The sequence below is a fragment of the Mesorhizobium sp. WSM3864 genome (assembly GCF_002294955.1).
In the GTDB taxonomy this organism is placed as follows: Bacteria; Pseudomonadota; Alphaproteobacteria; order Rhizobiales; family Rhizobiaceae; genus Mesorhizobium.
The window spans coordinates 368,973-384,586 of the sequence record NZ_NSGD01000004.1; the positions used below are offsets into that span (position 1 = coordinate 368,973).

14 protein-coding genes and 1 pseudogene are annotated in these 15,614 nt (G+C 63.6%); 7 read left to right on the top strand and 8 right to left on the bottom strand.

What is annotated here, in order from left to right; genetic code table 11:
• Positions 1–184: 184 nt before the first annotated feature.
• The 4 genes from CK215_RS12185 (at position 185) to CK215_RS12200 (ending at position 4,127) form a co-directional block, all read left to right on the top strand.
• Positions 185–979, top strand: a complete 795-nt coding sequence (locus tag CK215_RS12185) for a class I SAM-dependent methyltransferase (RefSeq protein WP_095831052.1) — start codon at positions 185–187, stop codon at positions 977–979.
• Between the two features lie 6 nt (positions 980–985).
• Entirely contained in the window at positions 986–1,672 is a 687-nt protein-coding gene (betI, locus tag CK215_RS12190; protein ID WP_095831053.1) for a transcriptional regulator BetI, read from the top strand.
• Positions 1,673–1,737: 65 nt separating this feature from the next.
• A complete protein-coding gene (locus CK215_RS12195; RefSeq protein WP_067001264.1) occupies positions 1,738–2,820 on the top strand; it encodes an ABC transporter substrate-binding protein in 1,083 nt (360 codons plus the stop codon).
• Positions 2,817–4,127: a flavin monoamine oxidase family protein gene (locus CK215_RS12200; protein WP_095831054.1), complete on the top strand. Its 1,311-nt coding sequence runs from the start codon at positions 2,817–2,819 to the stop codon at positions 4,125–4,127. Before CK215_RS12195 ends, CK215_RS12200 begins: the two co-directional genes overlap by 4 nt.
• Here CK215_RS12200 and CK215_RS12205 read toward each other — a convergent pair.
• The 3 genes and pseudogenes from CK215_RS12205 to CK215_RS32400 all read right to left on the bottom strand — a co-directional run bounded on the left by CK215_RS12205 (position 4,091) and on the right by CK215_RS32400 (position 6,936).
• Positions 4,091–5,164, bottom strand: coding sequence for an ABC transporter ATP-binding protein (locus CK215_RS12205; protein ID WP_095831130.1), 1,074 nt, complete (start codon positions 5,162–5,164; stop codon positions 4,091–4,093). The two genes, CK215_RS12200 and CK215_RS12205, sit on opposite strands and share 37 nt — an antisense overlap.
• A 37-nt stretch (positions 5,165–5,201) precedes the next feature.
• Positions 5,202–6,023 carry an ABC transporter permease gene (locus tag CK215_RS12210; RefSeq protein ID WP_095831055.1) on the bottom strand — a complete coding sequence of 274 codons (822 nt, stop codon included), beginning with the start codon at positions 6,021–6,023 and terminating at the stop codon, positions 5,202–5,204.
• Positions 6,020–6,936: pseudogene (locus CK215_RS32400) on the bottom strand (ABC transporter permease). The gene CK215_RS12210 and the pseudogene CK215_RS32400 overlap by 4 nt, the downstream one beginning before the upstream one ends.
• Before the next feature lie 291 nt (positions 6,937–7,227).
• Here CK215_RS32400 and CK215_RS12220 point away from each other — a divergent pair.
• Positions 7,228–8,646, top strand: coding sequence for an aminotransferase (locus CK215_RS12220; protein ID WP_095831056.1), 1,419 nt, complete (start codon positions 7,228–7,230; stop codon positions 8,644–8,646).
• 178 nt (positions 8,647–8,824) lie between these two features.
• On the opposite strand, the gene CK215_RS12225 is transcribed toward CK215_RS12220, so the two are convergent.
• Positions 8,825–10,027, bottom strand: coding sequence for an aromatic ring-hydroxylating dioxygenase subunit alpha (locus CK215_RS12225; RefSeq protein ID WP_095831057.1), 1,203 nt, complete (start codon positions 10,025–10,027; stop codon positions 8,825–8,827).
• Between the two features lie 420 nt (positions 10,028–10,447).
• Here CK215_RS12225 and CK215_RS12230 point away from each other — a divergent pair, with 420 nt between their 5' ends.
• Positions 10,448–10,858, top strand: coding sequence for a hypothetical protein (locus tag CK215_RS12230; protein WP_095831058.1), 411 nt, complete (start codon positions 10,448–10,450; stop codon positions 10,856–10,858).
• 112 nt (positions 10,859–10,970) lie between these two features.
• Here the strand turns inward: CK215_RS12230 and CK215_RS12235 are convergent, their stop codons facing one another.
• The gene (locus tag CK215_RS12235; RefSeq protein ID WP_170950282.1) at positions 10,971–13,070 is read right to left on the bottom strand and encodes a sensor histidine kinase; all 2,100 of its coding nucleotides are present in this window, start codon (positions 13,068–13,070) and stop codon (positions 10,971–10,973) included.
• A 148-nt stretch (positions 13,071–13,218) separates the two neighbouring features.
• Positions 13,219–13,947, bottom strand: a complete 729-nt coding sequence (locus CK215_RS12240; RefSeq protein ID WP_245418668.1) for a response regulator transcription factor — start codon at positions 13,945–13,947, stop codon at positions 13,219–13,221.
• Positions 13,948–14,040: 93 nt separating this feature from the next.
• Here CK215_RS12240 and CK215_RS12245 point away from each other — a divergent pair, with 93 nt between their 5' ends.
• Positions 14,041–14,742 carry a response regulator transcription factor gene (locus CK215_RS12245; protein ID WP_066990432.1) on the top strand — a complete coding sequence of 234 codons (702 nt, stop codon included), beginning with the start codon at positions 14,041–14,043 and terminating at the stop codon, positions 14,740–14,742.
• Positions 14,743–14,823: 81 nt separating this feature from the next.
• On the opposite strand, the gene CK215_RS12250 is transcribed toward CK215_RS12245, so the two are convergent.
• Positions 14,824–14,988, bottom strand: a complete 165-nt coding sequence (locus CK215_RS12250; protein WP_095810084.1) for a hypothetical protein — start codon at positions 14,986–14,988, stop codon at positions 14,824–14,826.
• 33 nt (positions 14,989–15,021) lie between these two features.
• Positions 15,022–15,243, bottom strand: a complete 222-nt coding sequence (locus CK215_RS12255; protein ID WP_066990429.1) for a hypothetical protein — start codon at positions 15,241–15,243, stop codon at positions 15,022–15,024.
• Between the last annotated feature and the right edge of the window lie 371 nt (positions 15,244–15,614).

Consider the following 15,614-nt stretch of genomic DNA (forward strand, 5'->3'; position numbering starts at 1 on the left):
GTTTTTGGGTGCGATTTGTTCCCTGATCAGCCGAATTTGGCACGGGTCACGGTTTTTTGTCCAGCCATTTTGAATGAATGTTCAACAAATGGTGTTGCGTTTCTGCGTTGATGCGCTAGGCTTTGCCCCGCATTTCTGGTGTCCACTAGCGCGAAGGTGACTTCGGCATTTGAGGCTCAGTCCGATGATCGAAACGGCTAACGCCGAGCCGGAATATGACGACGCGGCCGTTCGCTTCCTCGAGGCGCTCTGGGGCGATGGCTACCTGTCGCCGGGCGGCCCGGACGAAGTGGACCGCGTGGTCGAAGGCCTCTCGCTCAAGGGCAAGACGATCCTCGATCTCGGCTGCGGCGCCGGCGGCGTCACGCTGGATCTGGTCGCGCGCCATGGTGCGGCGCATGCGACCGGTTTCGATGTCGAGAGGCCGGTGATCGAGACGGCAAAGCGAAAGGCGGCTGCGCAGGGTCTCCAGGACCGCGTGAGCTTCCTCCAGGCGCCGCCTGGACTGCTGCCTTTCACTGATGCTTCCTTCGACGTCGTCTTCTCCAAGGACGCACTGTTGCATGTCCGGGACAAGGATGCCCTGTTCGCCGAGATCTTCCGCGTGCTGAAGCCCGGCGGCGTCTTCGCCGCGTCGAACTGGATGATCTCGCACGACGGCGAGCCGTCTGCGGACATGAAGGCCTATCTCGCGGCGGAAGGCTTGTCCTTTGCCATGGCTTCGCCGGCGCGCTACGCCGAGGCGATGCGTCGTGCTGGCTTCCGCGACATCAGCGTCCGCGACCGCAACGCATGGTACAGCGAGGTGGCGCGGGAGGAACTGGCGCGCCTGAAGGGGCCACTCTATCAAGCGCTCGCCGCCGCGGTCGGCGGGGCCTATGTCGACAAGAACATCCGGACCTGGGAGGCGATGCAGAAGGTGCTTGACAGTGGTGAGCACCGCCCCACTCATCTGCGCGGTTGGAAGCCGGTCGGATAGCCGGCAATGCTGGAGACCGTCACGCTCATGAAGAATGCAGAGGCCAGGGATGCCTTGCCCGAACCGGCACGAAAAGGAGACGCCGAGAAGCGCGGCCGCAAGGCTTCGAAAGAAGTCAGGCAACTCCAGTTGATCGAGGCGACGATCGATTCACTGGCCAAGCGCGGCTATGCGGAAACGACGATGGCCGATGTGGCCGACGGCGCGGGCCTGTCCCGCGGCATCGTCAACTTCCATTTCGAAAGCAAGGAGAAGCTGCTCGTCGCCACGCTGCAATATATGTATGACGAGTATTCGGCGCATTGGCGCGCGGCCTTGCAGAAGGCAGGCGACGATCCGGCGCGGCAGCTGCAGGCGCTGGTGTGGGCCGACTTCGATCGCTCGATCTGTAACAAGCGCAAGCTCGCCGCCTGGTGCGCCTTCTGGGGCGAGGCCAAATCGCGGCCGACCTACCAGGCGCTGAGCAGCTCGCGCGACGCTTACTACCAGCAGGTGTTCATCGATCTCTGCGCGACGCTCAAGCAAGGCGGCGGCTATGCCTATGAGCCGCAGGTCATGGCGCTGGCGCTATCGGCCATGCTCGAGGGCCTGTGGCTGCGGTTGATGATGGGCACCCAGGACACCACGCGCGAGACCGCGCTGCAGGCCGCCAACGCGTTCCTGGCCGCGGCCTTTCCGAAACACTACGGTTAACGACGGCCCGGGGTTAGCAACAGCCGGCCAGCAAGACCGGCAAGACCAAAAGAGGATGGAACAGCATGAAGAAACTCAGCCGACGCTTGACACTTACTTTGGCGCTCGCTGGCGCGCTGGCATCTTCGGCGGCAGCGTTCGCCGTTGCCGCCGACAAGGACCTCATCGTGTTCGACTGGTCCGGCTATGAGGACCCCAGCTTCCACGGCAAATATGTCGAGAAGGACGGCGACTCGCCGACCTTCGCCTTCTTCGGCGATGAGGACGAGGCATTTGAGAAGATCCGCTCCGGCTTCAAGGCCGACCTCGGCCATCCGTGTTCGCAAAGCGTGGTGAAGTGGCGCGAGGCGGGGCTGTTGCAGCCGCTCGACACCTCCAAGATCGCCGGCTGGAAGGATCTCAACCCCGGCATCATGGCGATGAAGGACCTTGCCACCACCCCCGACGGCAAAGCCTGGTTCATGCCTTGGGACTGGGGTGACACGCAGCTCACCTTCAACTCCGACAAGATCGCCGAGAAGGACGTGCAGTCGCTGAAGGCCTTCGCCGATCCCAAGTATAAGGGACGCGTCTCGATCGGCGACAATGTCGACGACGCCTATGCGCTGGCCAGCCTCGCCATCGGGCTGAAGGACTGGACAAAGATGACGGACGAGCAGTTCAAGCAGGCGTCCGATTTCCTGCGCCAGGTGCACAAGAACGTGCGCTCCTACTGGACCGACACCACCGACATCGTGCAGCTGCTCTCAGGCGGCGAGGTCGATCTGGCCTGGGCCTGGAACGACGCGGCGGTGCAATCGCAGGCCGCCGGCGTGCCGATCAAGTCCAAGAAGGATACCGACGAGGGCATCTCGACCTGGGTGTGCGGCTATGTGCTGTTCAAGGACGCGCCCGGCAACATTGACAAGGCCTATGACTATCTCAATGCCGTCAACGATCCGGAAGTCGCCAAGGTGCTGGTCAAGGACTGGGGCTACGGCCAAGCCAACGCCAAGGGCATGGCCGGTGTCGACCAGGCGGTGCTCAAGGAAAAGGGCTACGACAACGTGGAAAAATGGGTCGACAAGACGCTGTTCCAGCAGCCGCTGCCTTCCGAGCTCAAGCTGAAGATGATCGCCGAGTTCGAGAAGATCAAGGCCGGCTATTGAACAGCAAGATCGAAAGCACCGACGTTGCAATCGTCGGCGCCGGCTTCACCGGCCTGTCGGCCGCGCTCGAATTGAAGCGCGCCGGCATCGATTTCCTTGTCCTGGAAGCGCGCGGCCGCGTCGGCGGTCGTGTGGAAGGTGCGCGAAACGGGCTCGGCGAGCTGATCGACAGCGGCGGCCAGTTCCTGTGCGAGGACATGCCGGAGTTGATGGCGCTGGCCAGGGCGCGCGGCAAGACCTTCGTCAAAACCTTTGTCGATGGCGATTTCATCACCCATCCACCGATGTCGGTCGACCAGGCCGGACAGACCTATGTGACCGCGATGGCGATCCGCGACCGCATGAACTGGACCGAGCCTGACGATCCCGCGATCGCCGGGCTGACCGTCGCCTCCTGGCTCGAACGCCAGACCGATCCGGTAGATGCCAAAGCCGCCTTCCGCTCGATGATCGAAGGACTGTGGTGCCTGGCGCTGGAAAAGGTGCCGCTCTGGTACCTGATCGACAATGATCGCCGCATCACCAACGACGTCCCGGAACTGCAATATTCTCTGCGCGAGACCATGCAGTCGCTGGCCGCGGACCTGGCGGGCGATCTCGGTGACCGGCTGCGGCTGAACGAGCCGGTCATTCGCGTCGAGCGCGGGCCGTCCGGCGTTCGTGTCGTCGCCGGCAGCGGCGCCGTCGAGGCGCGCGAGGTCCTGCTCGCCCTGCCGCCTGCGACGGCCAACAGGCTCGACTTTCGGCCTGCCTTGTCAACGGCCTTGAAGAAGGCGCTCGGCGTCTGGGAAAGCGGCGCGGTGGTCAAGATCCTCGTCCGCTATGCCAGGCCGTTCTGGCGCGAGCGCGATCTGAGCGGAATGGTTATGTGGCGCGACATGCCGGGCCTGTTTGCCTGCGATGCCAGCAGGGACGCCGAGCATGCAGCGCTCGTCGTCTTCATCGGTGGACCGCTGGCGCTGCGCTGCCGCAAGCTGGGTGCTGCGGCGTTGCGCGCCGAGGTCATTGCGAAGCTCGCGGATGCGCTCGGTCCGGACGCGGCCGATATTCTCGATTTCAGCCAGCGCGACTGGACGGATGACCGCTGGAGCGGCGGCGCCTATAGCGATCTCATCGTCGACGTGACGGCAAGAGATGCCGAGCGCACGATCCTTGCCGGCGCGCCGCCGATCCATTTTGCGTCGTCGGAAGTGTCGCCGTCCTTCCCCGCCTATGTCGAGGGCGCGATCGTGGCCGGACGCATCGCCGCCGGGAAGATTTTGGCGCGGCTTCAGTCCGCCATCGCCACCAGGGCCTCTGGGTCGTAGGCGAGACGGATCGGCGCGCCGACCGGAATGTCGTCGGCGCCGAAATCATTGGTCTCGGTCACCGAGAGCGGCTTTTCCAGCCCCGGGATCTCGACGATTAGATGCGTGATCTCGCCGAAATAGTGGCGCTCGACCACCTTGCCGGCGACCTCGAACTTGGCCGTCGCATTGTCCCAGAGCACGCGCAGCCGCTCCGGCCGGATACCGAGCGTCGCCGCGCCGCCGTTGCGGACGAAGGCCTTCGGCTTGTCGGTCCTCACACGCCCGAAGCCAAGCGTGTCGACAACCAAGGACGCGCCGTTCTCCTCGACGATCTCGGCCTTGACGAAATTCATGCCGCCGAGGAAGTCGGCGACCTGGCGGTTGACCGGGCGCTGGTAGATTTCCTTGGGCGAGGCGACCTGCGCGATACAGCCGCCGAACATCACGGCGATGCGGTCCGACATGGCCAAAGCCTCGTACTGGTCGTGCGTGACCAGCACGAAGGTGATGCCGACCGCCTGCTGCAGCCGGCGCAACTCGACCTGCATCTGCTCGCGCAGCTTCTTGTCGAGAGCCGATAGCGGCTCGTCGAGCAGCAGCACCTTGGGACGCATGACCAGCGCGCGGGCCAGCGCCACGCGCTGACGCTGGCCGCCGGAGAGTTCGGTGGCGCGGCGCTTGCCAAGGCCGGTCAGCGACACCTGCGCCAGCGCCTCCTCGACGCGGCGCTTTTCTTCGCCGCCCTGCAGTTTCAGCCGCTTCAGCCCGTAGGCGACGTTCTGCTCGACATTGAGATGCGGGAAGATCGCGTAGCTCTGGAAGACCATGTTGGTCGGACGCCGGTTGGCGGGAATGCCGTCCATCGGCTGGCCGTCGACCGCGATCGAGCCGCTGGTCGGCGTGTCGAAGCCGGCGATCATGCGCAAAAGAGTGGTCTTGCCGCAGCCGGACGGCCCGAGCAGCGAGAAGAACTCGCCCTCCCTGATCGCGAGCGATGCATTATCCAACGCCTTGAACGCGCCGTAGCTGCGCGTGACGTCGCGGATCTCGATCATGGCGCGATCGGACATCGTTCGCTCGGATTGGACCCGCTCAAGCATAGAGGCCTCCCTCGTTCTGGGTGCGTCTCGCCGCGCGACGGCGCAGGATCTCGGCAACGGTCATCAGCACGAAAGACGCCGCCAACAACAAGGTGCCGAGCGCCAGCACGCCGGGGAGCTTGGCCGCGAAGCGCAGCTGTCCCCAGATGTAGATCGGCAGCGTCGCCTCGGTGCCGGTGAGGAAGAAGGCGATGATGAACTCGTCGAGCGAGATGGTGAAGCAGACCAGCAGGCTGGAGACGATCGCCGGCGCCACCATCGGCAGCGTCACGCGCCGGAAGGTGCCGAAGGCGCTTTCGCCGAGATCGGCGGAGGCTTCCTCGAGGCTGCGGTCGAAGCCTTCGAAGCCGGAGGTCAGCACCGTCATCGAATAGGGAATGCAGACCAGCACATGCCCAAGCACGACGGTGAACAGCGACAGGCTCAAGCCCAGCTGCAGCATCACCAGGAGCATCGAGATGGCAACGATGACCTCGGGCAGCACCAGCGGGGCCATGATCAGCCCGTTGACGGTGCAGCGGCCGGGATAGCGGTAGCGGGTGATCGAACGGGCGGCGAGAATGCCGAACACGGTCGACAGGATAGCGGCCGAGGCGCCGACAGCCAAGCTGTTCCAGGTGGCGTCGATCAGTGCCGGCGTGCGCGGCAGGTCCTGGTACCAATGCAGCGTGACGCCTGAGAGCGGGAATTTCGGCGTCGCCGCGGTGTTGATCGAGAAGATCGGCAGGAAGATCACCGGCAGATAGAGGAAGAGGATGTAGAGCGCGGCGTAGCTCGACAGCCAGCTTGGCAGGTAACGTCTGATCGCCGTCATCGCGCCAGCCTCTGCAGCGCGCGGATGACCAGCACCGCGGCGCCGGCCATCAGCGAGACGATGACCATGGTGGTGACGGAGAGTGCTGCGCCGAGCGGCCAGTTCGACGCCTTGCCGAATTGCGCCTGGATGGCGTTGGCGATCATGACGCCGTCTTTGCCGCCGACCAGCTTCGGAGTGACGTAGTCGCCGACGGTCGGGATCATGACGATCAGCGCCGCTGAGATGACGCCTGGCGCCGACAGCGGCAAGGTCACGCGCAGAAAGGAGCGCAGCGGCCCGTCGCCGAGGTCGGTCGCCGCTTCGACCAGGGTGCGGTCGACCTTCTCCAGCGAAACGAAGATCGGCAGGATGGCGAAGGTCGCCCAGGCGTGAGTCAGCGTGATGATGACGGCGCTGGAATTGTAGAGCAGCGCAGTCGACGGCTCGTCGATGAGCCGAGGCCCATCAGGCCGGAATTGAGCACGCCATTATAGCCGAGGATCACCTTCCACGACATCACGCGCAGCAGGTAGCTGGTCCAGAACGGGATGGTGATGAGGAACAGCCAGAGGCTCTTCTGGCGGCCGCCATGGAAGGAAATGAAATAGGCGATCGGATAGGCGAGCAGCACGGTGAGCAGGCTGACCGTCAGCGAGATGTAGAGCGAGCGCCAGAGCAGGTCGCGGTAGATCGGCTCGGTCAGCGCGATCCGATAATTCTCCAGCGTGAATGTGTGGTCGATGGTCAGGTAGTCCTGCGTCCAGAAGGAATGGGCTATAACAACCAGGATCGGCAGGACGAGAAGGATGAGCGCGTAAAGGAAGGTCGGGCTGATCAGCGCAATGCCCTGGACGGCTTCCGATTGCGGAAGGGCACCTCGTCTGGCTCTCGCCATGCGCAGCGGGGGCGACCCTTCCGCGGCGGCCGTCATTGCAGCGCTCCGGGCGTGATTGCAGTTGCCGGCTCGGACTGTCCCGCCATACGGCCTTCCCATTGATCGGCGCCGACTGCCTGGTCCCAATTTATGTGCCCGGAGCGATCACTCCAGACTTGCCGGCTTTCTTTCATCATGAGCGCATCCGCCGATTGAAATCAAGCGCTATTTCTGCAATATTGATTGAATGGACATTCAAAATGAAGTGACGAAAAGCCGAATTTCCATGGCTTTTCCGCTTCGTTTCATGTCTCTGGAAATCACCGCAACGGACCATGCGAGGCTAAGATGGCGGCTGCACGAGAGATCAAGGCGAGGGAAGTTGTCGAGCCCGGGGACGACGATGCGGTCGAGCTGGCCAAGCGTCATCTGGTCCAGCCCTGGCCCTATGCCGGTTCGGTCGGCGCCGAGGCACGGGCGCTGATCGGCGAGGGCGAGGGCATCTACATCACCGACGCATCCGGCAAGCGGCTGATCGACGGTCCGGCCGGCATGTGGTGCATCAATGTTGGGCATCGCCGCGAGGAACTGGCAAGGGTGATGTACGACCAGGCGATGGCGCTGTCCTACAACACGCCTTGGTATACGATGAATGCGCCCTCAGCCGAGCTTGCGAGACGCATCGCCGATGCCGCTCCCGGCGATCTCAGTCACACCTTCTTCACCACCGGCGGCTCGTCGGCGGTGGAGACGGCGCTGCGCTTCATGCAGTTCTACAACAATGTGCGCGGCAGGCCGGAGAAGAAGCTGATCATCAGCCGCGGCGGCGCCTATCACGGCTCGACCTACCTGTCGGCCTCGCTCAACGGCCGCCCACGCGACCGGCACTGGATGGATGGTGCCGACGAGCTGGTAATCAAGCTCTCCTCGCCCGATCCGTTCCGACGGCCGAAGGAGATGAGCATCGACGCATTCACCGATTTCCTCGTCGACCAGTTCCGCGACACGGTCGCGCGCGTCGGCGCCGGTCGCATTGGCGCCTTTGTCGGCGAACCGGTGCAAGCTTCGGGCGGCGTCGTCGTGCCGCCGGACGGATACCTGAAGCGCATCCGTGAGATCTGCCGCGAGAACGAGATACTCTATGTCTCGGACGAGGTGGTGACCGGCTTCGGACGGCTCGGCCATGTCTTTGCCTCGGGCGACGTGTTCGGCCTCGATCCGGACATGATCACCTTCGCCAAGGGGGTGACCTCGGGCTATTTCCCGCTTGGCGGCGTGATCATCTCCGAGCGGCTGCTGGAGGAACTGCGCCGCTCCAACCATCCCGATGCGCTGTTTGGCCATGGCCTCACCTACACCAGCCATCCGATCGGCTGCGCCGTCGCGCTGAAGAACCTCGATCTTTTGGAAGAGGGCGTGCTTCAGCATGCGCGCGAGATCGCGCCCTATTTCCAGGCGCGCCTGAAGACGCTCGAGGAACTGCCTCTGGTCGGCGAGGTACGCGGCGCCGGCCTGATGGCTTGCGTCGAATGCGTCGCCGACCGCGAGAGCAAGGATCCGCTGCAGCTCGACAAGGATGTGGGAAAGCGTATCGACGCGCATTGCCATGAGCTCGGTCTCTTGGTGCGGCCGCTGATCAACATGTGCGTGATGTCGCCGCCGCTCATTATCAGCCGCGAGCAGATCGACGACATGGTCGCGATCCTGCGCGAAGGCATCTCGCGCACGATGGATGATCTGAGGAAGGAAGGCGTCTGGCGGGGGTGAGAGCGCTCCTCTCCCCGCTCTACGGGGAGTGTAGCCGGCGGGTGAGGGGCAGCGCCAGCTTGCGAGATTTAGTTCAGACGCTCCCTCAGGTTCGGGAGCCAGAGCCAATTGTGAGGCGCTTGCACTGCCCCGCCCTTCGGGCACCTTCTCCCCGTGTAACAGGGAGAAGGGAAGACGCTCACCCCTTCGACCGCAGCGCGTCGTTCAATCCCCACATGTCCTTTTCCTCCGGTGCGGTCTCCAAGTTCAGCACCGGCACCTGCCTGCGCAGATGGTCGTGGTGGGTGCGCACGCCATATTCGAGATCGGAGAGGTAGAAGCCCCCGAACGCCTCGGAGAGCATGGAATCGTTCGACCAGACGGAGAGCTGGACATCCTCGTTCATGGTGTCGCGGTCGATGCGGTAGGCAAGGTAGCGCGCCGCCGCCTGCTCCCGCGTCTCGTCCTTGTAGCGATAGATCGCGCCGCGCAGCAGCGTCTCGCCGGTGGACAGCGGGAACTCCTGATAGAACTGCACCGATTCCGGCATGATCGACAGCGCGTTGTTGGGGAAGATGCCGTAGTAGATCCAGGCTTTGCGCAGATGCTCCGGCAGGTGCGTCGGCTCGGGCGCTATTTTGATGTACTGGTTGACGCTCCAGCGCCGCCCGGCATGCGGGTTGTAGGTGGCGAAGGACCGCGACACGCCGTTGACGAAGGGTTCGTCGAAATAGGTCGCGCCGTAGAGGTCCTGCAGCGCCGGATGCGCCATGGCGACGTGATAGCCCTCATTGTCGACGTCGCGCACCGATTTCCAGTTGACCGGTGATTTCTGGGTCCAGATGCCCAAGCACGGCACCATGTCGGCAACATTGTAATGGGCGATCTCCGCCTCGATCGGCTTCAAGAGTTCAGCCACGGAAGGCTGCGGGCCACCGTTGCGGAAGCGGATGAAGATGAAGCCCATCCAGACTTCGAGATCGAGCGGCATCAGCCCGAACTCGGTCTTGTCGAGTTCCGGGAAGGAGCGCGGACGGGCAGCCCCCCGCAGCGTGCCGTCGAGATTGTAGACCCAGCCGTGGAACGGGCAGATCAGCGCGTTCTTGCAGGTGCCCTGGCTGTCGGCGACGACGCGGCTGCCGCGATGACGGCACATGTTGTTGAAGGCACGCACGACGCCGTCCTTGCCGCGCACGATCAGCGCCCGCTCGCCAATGACGTCCATCGTCAGATAGTCGCCCGGATTTGGCACGTCGGAGACATGGCCGGCGATCTGCCAGTGATTGCGGAAGACGTATTCCTTCTCAAGCTCGAGAAGGGCGTTGGAGTGGTAACTCCACGCCGGCAAACCCCGCCGGTCCCAATCGTTGGGGATCGCCACGTCACGCAGGTGCGGGTTCATAAGAATGCTCTCGTTTTGTTGAATGCTCATTCAATAAAAGCATATTTTCCATTAAAATGCAATGGCTTGTGAAAGTATGGAAATATCATGGCGACCGGCTTGCAGTCATCCGAGCCGAGAAAATCGCGGAAAATCCGAGCCTTAACCAGGAGTGCAACACGGCGGTTCCAGCTTCGGATCCGCAGTTTGTGAGGGCACCGTTTCGACGCGCTTCGCGCATCGGACGATCGCGACAGCCATGCCAATTCTGCGCCTGTGTGAGGTCGCTTACAGTCCGCCGCATCCGACAGGAGCAAAAGGAACAGAACGATCCCCGTTTCAGTCCTGTTACATGGGCCATCGCGCCCTATCATTCGGCTGTTACGTGGTGCGGTTAAGTTCGTTTCAAGGAAAAAAGAAAGATAACGAAGGGAACAGCCGATGTTTGCTAAAGTCCGGATCGCCGATGCCAGCCGCCGCTCTTATGGTCCCGAGCGCAATGATCGCCGTCCGAAGCTGGCGTTGCGCCAGCGCGCCAGCGACCATCCGATGACGATGTTCATGCTGCTGGGCGTTGCCGCCTTCGCCAGCATGGTGCTTGCGCCAGCCGCGGGTCCCGCTTTCGCCTCGATCAATCCTCCGGCCAATATCGTGGAGGGCGCGCCGACGACGCTCAAAACCGCGCGCCTGCCGCAGTCGCAAGTCGAATTCGCCTGCAAAGGGCAGAGCTGGGGCGCCGAGAACGCCGAATGCCTGCGTGCCATTGCCGAGCAGTCCGGTCAGCAACGGGCCCGAGCTGTGCGTATGATCGCCAATGCCGCGCCGCTGACCGACACCCCGAACGTGTTTTAGGCTCCCCTGAGCGCACCCTCCGCGCTCCAGTCAGGCTCCCGCCGCAAAGTCGGTCGGGAGCCTCTTTTTTCGAATCCGACGATATCCAGGTGAAGCCGCAGAGGGAGCAATTTCAGATGTCGGCGCCGTTGTCGGCCGCCGCGACATCGGCAACGGTCGCAAGGATGCCGCGGACGTCGAGCGTCGAGAAGGGCTTCTCCAGGATCTGCGGCCGCTGCTGCGGCGGCAGTGCCTCAATCTCGGCCTTGGCGCCGATGAGGTCGCCGGTGACCAGCACGAAACGCTGCGCCAGCCCCGGCCGTTCGGCCAGCAATTCACGGTAGATCGATATGCCGCTGGTGCCCGGCATGCGCAGGTCGGAAAACACGATGTCCGGCGGCATCTGCCCGCTCAGCACCTCGCCGGCGGACGTCCAGCTTGGCACGAGACGCGACTTGAGCCCCATGAGCTCCAATATGTCGGACAGCGAACCGGCGACGTCGGGCTCGTCGTCGATGATCAGCGCATGGCGCAGCCCGCTCGACCGCGCCGGACCCTCGCCGGCCTTTGCCGCATTGCCGACAATCGCCGGCAACTGGACGACGAAGCGTGCGCCGTGCGGCTGCACCTCTTCGAACCAGATGTTGCCGTTGTGACGCTCGACGATCGATTTCGAGATCGACAGGCCGATGCCGGTACCGACGCCGACCGGCTTGGTGGTGAAGTAGGATTCGAAGATGCGTGAGCGGATCGCATCGGGAATGCCGGGTCCGTTGTCCTCGACCGAGAAGCCGGGATTGCCGCGCTCGCTGCGAAACGTCCGCACCTTGATGCGCCGCTCGCCGGTGATGCCGGCCAGCGCATGTTGGCTGTTGATGAGGAAGTTGGCCGCGACCTGCGTGACATGGTCGGCGTCGGCCATGGCGAGCAGCGGGCCGTTGGCGAAGTCGGTGTCGATGATGATGCCGCTGGAGCGCGCACCATAGGCGGTCACTTCGAGCGCCGAGCGCATCACCTGGTTAAGGTCGGTTTCGGCCTGCTCGGTCGGATGCAGGCGGACCATCGACAGGAAGCTCTTGACGATGCGCCCGCAGCGTTCGGCGGCCGCGCGCACCTTTTCGGCGCGCACCTTGGTCTGCGGGTCGGCCGCGAATTCATGCAGCAGCGTCGATTGCGCGACCACAACCGCCAGCGGGTTGTTGAGCTCGTGCGAGACGCCGGCGAGCAGCGAGCCCATTGCCGCCATCTTCTCATTCTGGTGCAGCTTCTCGCGCTGGCGGTTGATCTCTTCTTCGGCGTGCAGCTTCTCGCGCAGGTCGCGGATCGAGCCGAAGATGAGCCGGCGGTCGGCAACCCGCATCTCCGTCGCGGTCAGCTCGATCGGAAAGATCTCGCCGGCCGCGTTCTGGGTCACTGTCTCCAGCCGCTGGCCTACCATCGGCGCGCCCCGTCCGGCCATGTACTCGGCGCCCGACGAATAACCCTTGCGGTAATAGTGCGGCACGATCGTGTCGATCAGATCCTTGCCGAGGATGTCGCTGCGCTTGAAGCCGAACATCTTCTCGGCGGCCGGATTGAATTCGATGATGGAGCCGGCCTCGTCGATGACGATGATGGCGTCGAGCGAAGCCTGCAGCATGGTGCGGCGGATAACCTCGCTGGCATGCGCCTCTGAGGGCGAGCGCTCGATGGCGTCGCCGATGGCGAGCGCGATGATGTGAAGCGTCGCCTCCTCTTCATCCGTCCATTCGCGTTCGGCCGCGCAGTCATTGACCGCCAGAGTGCCCCAGAGATGGCCGTGGGCGAAGACCGACACCGAAATGAAGGATTTTATGTTCTGCTTCTCGAAGTCGGCCCGCAGGAAACCATCGAGGTCGCGCGTGTGGCCGGCGAAGACCTTGCCCTGGCGCTCATCCTCCTGCAACTGCTCCAGGAGCGGATCGGAGTTGATGATCGACTGCATGATCACGGTAGGCGATGCGAGCTCGCCGCCAAAAGCAGGGTCGATCCAATAGGAGGCCACGGACTGGGCGAAGCCCTCGCCCGGCAACTCGCGCAAACGGAAGAGAATGCCGCGCTGGCAGTCCAACGAACGGCACAGTGCCTCCAGTATGCTGTCCATCTCGCGCTGCCAGTCGCCTGCTTCGCGCAAGCGGCGAACGACATGGACGGCCGCCATCGCGGCGCCCTGGCGGGAGCCGTGCATCTCTGTCCGTGCGGCCTCAGCTGTCATCGTCGAACGTCAATCTCCGGGGCCATATCGGTAAACCATGAAATCCAGCACACAAGCCCGAAAATCGACGACGAATTTTCTGGGGTCATGCGCCGGACCGGAATGCTACAGCGTCAATTGCGTATCCGGAAGGTGCGCGGCGCCGGAGTCAGTTGCCGTCGCTAGCCGGCAGCGAGAAGATATAGCCCTCGCCGCGAACCGTGCGCAGGAATTTCGGATTGGCGGGGTCCGCCTCGATCTTCTTTCTCAGACGCATGATGCGGATGTCGACAGCGCGCGACGATTCCGGGTCTTCCACGAAGCCGATCGCCTCCGAGATCGCCGCCCGCGTCAGAAGCCGGTTGGCGCGGGTGAGGAAAACTTCCAGCACGTCGAACTCGCTCTTGGCCATCTCGATGACCGCGCCATTGGCGCCGGTCACCAGCCTGCCGTCGAAATCGGCCTGGAAGCTGCCGAAATTCATGAATCGGCGCGTGCCGGCCTCAATCTTGGCGGCCTGCGGGGCAACCGGCTGCGGCACGCGGCGCAGCACACTGCGGACCCTCGCCAGCACTTCGCGCAACTCATAGGGCTTGACGATGTAGTCGTCGGCGCCGAGCTCCAGGCCGACGATGCGGTCGAGCGCGGTGCCGGCGGCGGTGGCGTAGATGATGCCGATCTGCGTCTTGGAACGCAGCCAGCGGCCGAGCGACAGGCCGTCCTCGCCGGGCATGGCGATGTCGAGGATGGCGAGGTGGAAGGGTTGCGCCTCGAGCAGGCTGCGCGCCGCCGCGGCATTCTCGGCCGTGGCAACGTCATAGCCGCTGGCGCCGAGATACTCGGCAACCGCTTCCCTAAGATCCGGCTCGTCCTCGACGACAATGATGCGCGCCTTCACAATGGTCTCGCTCCCGCTTTCAGCGGAAAGTAGATTGGGTATAAACATGATGTCCAGCGCTCATCTCGAGTTGTCCGTGGCGGAGTGGAGAAAATGGCAGCACGATCCGTCGTCGCGCTTGTGTCCGTTGCCGAAGTGGTGGCCGGCGACCTGGCCGACCATCTCGAGCGTCGCGGGCACGACGTGCGTCAGGCGCGCCAGCCCTGGGAGGCGGAGTCGCTGCTTTCGGCAGGCGGCATCGACGTCGTGGTCGTCGGTGACGACGTGACCCAGGCGGAGGGGCGCGAACTGCTCAAGCGCTATAGTAGCCAAGGCGGGGGCGGCGAGGGTGGCTGCGACTTCATCCTGATCTGCCGGCCCGCCGATCTCGTCGACAAGGTGCTGGCGCTGGAGCTCGGCGCAGCCGACGTGATCGAAAGCCCGCTCAATGTGCGCGAGCTGGCGGCGCGCATCGGCCGCCTGCTGACGCGGCGCGGCCGCAACCCCCAGGAACTGATCGTGCTGGAGAATGCGACCGTCGACTTGAGGTCGGCCATGGTCATGCATCGTTCCGGCGCCGAGGATCAGCTGTCGCCGGGGCAGGTGGCGCTGTTGAGATTGTTTCTGGCGAGCCCGCGCAAGGTGCTGACGCGCGACGACATCATTGCCGCCGCGCCCGCCGAGAATGCCGACGCTTTCGACCGCTCGATCGATTCGCGCATCGTGAGGCTGCGCCGTAAGCTCGATACGGAGACCATCACCACGATCAGGGGTGCCGGTTACCGGTTCGATCCGCCGACGCCGCGCACCGACTGAGGCGAGGGCCGCCAGGTCTTTTGCTCGATCTTGCATCGGATTTCCAAAACCGCTTCGCACTTTTGGATCCGACGCCGGCGCCTAGCGCACCACGAGGACCGAGGGGCCGGACGGCATTTCGGCGCTGGCAGCGATCTCGGCGTGGGCGCGCTCCTTGAGCAGCACCGTTGCAAGCGCGGCAAAGCCAAGCAGCCCTTGGGCATAAAGCAGTGCGGACAGCACCGAAGCGGCAAATTTCGTCTTCATAACTCAATCCCCAATTCGATAGTCGTCGATGCTTCAGGAAACTCCCGAAGCGCCCGCGCCGCTTACGGAGCCCCCCGCTGCGGCGCGGGCCTTCGGTCCTCTCGGCAGCAAGTAGCCGGAGGGGCCGCGCATCCCTATCAGCCGAAGACCGACCCGCCAGAGGGCCCTCAGCCGGTTGACGCGCAGGCTGGAGATGATCCAGACCGTGGCGATGAACAGTGCAGTGTGCAGTGTCGAAACCTCGCCGGAATTCATGGCGCCTAGACGCCGATCCTGAGAAACCAGGTGCGAACTTTCGATTTCCTGCCCATTTTCGTTTGCTGATGTCTGTTCCCGTGAACTCGACATTGCCGCGGGCCTGTATCCGCATCATGCCGCGCAAGTCGCGCTTTGTTGCAATTCGGTTTCGAGATTAGGAGAAAGGCTTTCATATCAAGGCCATATACGCTTTGTCCGCCGGTTTCGGCCTGCTTGGTATTGCCGGCAGCCGGTCTAAGGGAGCGTGTTCTCTGGAATTAGGCCGTTAACTAAGAGAAACGAATTCGAAACATTAACGCATATTAAGCGAAATAGGCCTGAAACAGGCGATCCCGATAAGACGATCCATCGAAATTGCAGCCGGCCCG

What these genes read in the sequence shown, in the direction of transcription:
- CK215_RS12185 (WP_095831052.1), top strand. Translation starts at nt 185, where the DNA reads ATGATCGAAACGGCTAACGCCGAGCCGGAATATGACGACGCGGCCGTT.
- betI (WP_095831053.1), top strand. Translation starts at nt 986, where the DNA reads ATGCTGGAGACCGTCACGCTCATGAAGAATGCAGAGGCCAGGGATGCC.
- CK215_RS12195 (WP_067001264.1), top strand. Translation starts at nt 1,738, where the DNA reads ATGAAGAAACTCAGCCGACGCTTGACACTTACTTTGGCGCTCGCTGGC.
- CK215_RS12205 (WP_095831130.1), bottom strand. Translation starts at nt 5,164, where the DNA reads ATGATCGAGATCCGCGACGTCACGCGCAGCTACGGCGCGTTCAAGGCG.
- CK215_RS12210 (WP_095831055.1), bottom strand. Translation starts at nt 6,023, where the DNA reads ATGACGGCGATCAGACGTTACCTGCCAAGCTGGCTGTCGAGCTACGCC.
- CK215_RS12220 (WP_095831056.1), top strand. Translation starts at nt 7,228, where the DNA reads ATGGCGGCTGCACGAGAGATCAAGGCGAGGGAAGTTGTCGAGCCCGGG.
- CK215_RS12225 (WP_095831057.1), bottom strand. Translation starts at nt 10,027, where the DNA reads ATGAACCCGCACCTGCGTGACGTGGCGATCCCCAACGATTGGGACCGG.
- CK215_RS12230 (WP_095831058.1), top strand. Translation starts at nt 10,448, where the DNA reads ATGTTTGCTAAAGTCCGGATCGCCGATGCCAGCCGCCGCTCTTATGGT.
- CK215_RS12235 (WP_170950282.1), bottom strand. Translation starts at nt 13,070, where the DNA reads ATGACAGCTGAGGCCGCACGGACAGAGATGCACGGCTCCCGCCAGGGC.
- CK215_RS12245 (WP_066990432.1), top strand. Translation starts at nt 14,041, where the DNA reads ATGGCAGCACGATCCGTCGTCGCGCTTGTGTCCGTTGCCGAAGTGGTG.
- CK215_RS12250 (WP_095810084.1), bottom strand. Translation starts at nt 14,988, where the DNA reads ATGAAGACGAAATTTGCCGCTTCGGTGCTGTCCGCACTGCTTTATGCC.
- CK215_RS12255 (WP_066990429.1), bottom strand. Translation starts at nt 15,243, where the DNA reads ATGAATTCCGGCGAGGTTTCGACACTGCACACTGCACTGTTCATCGCC.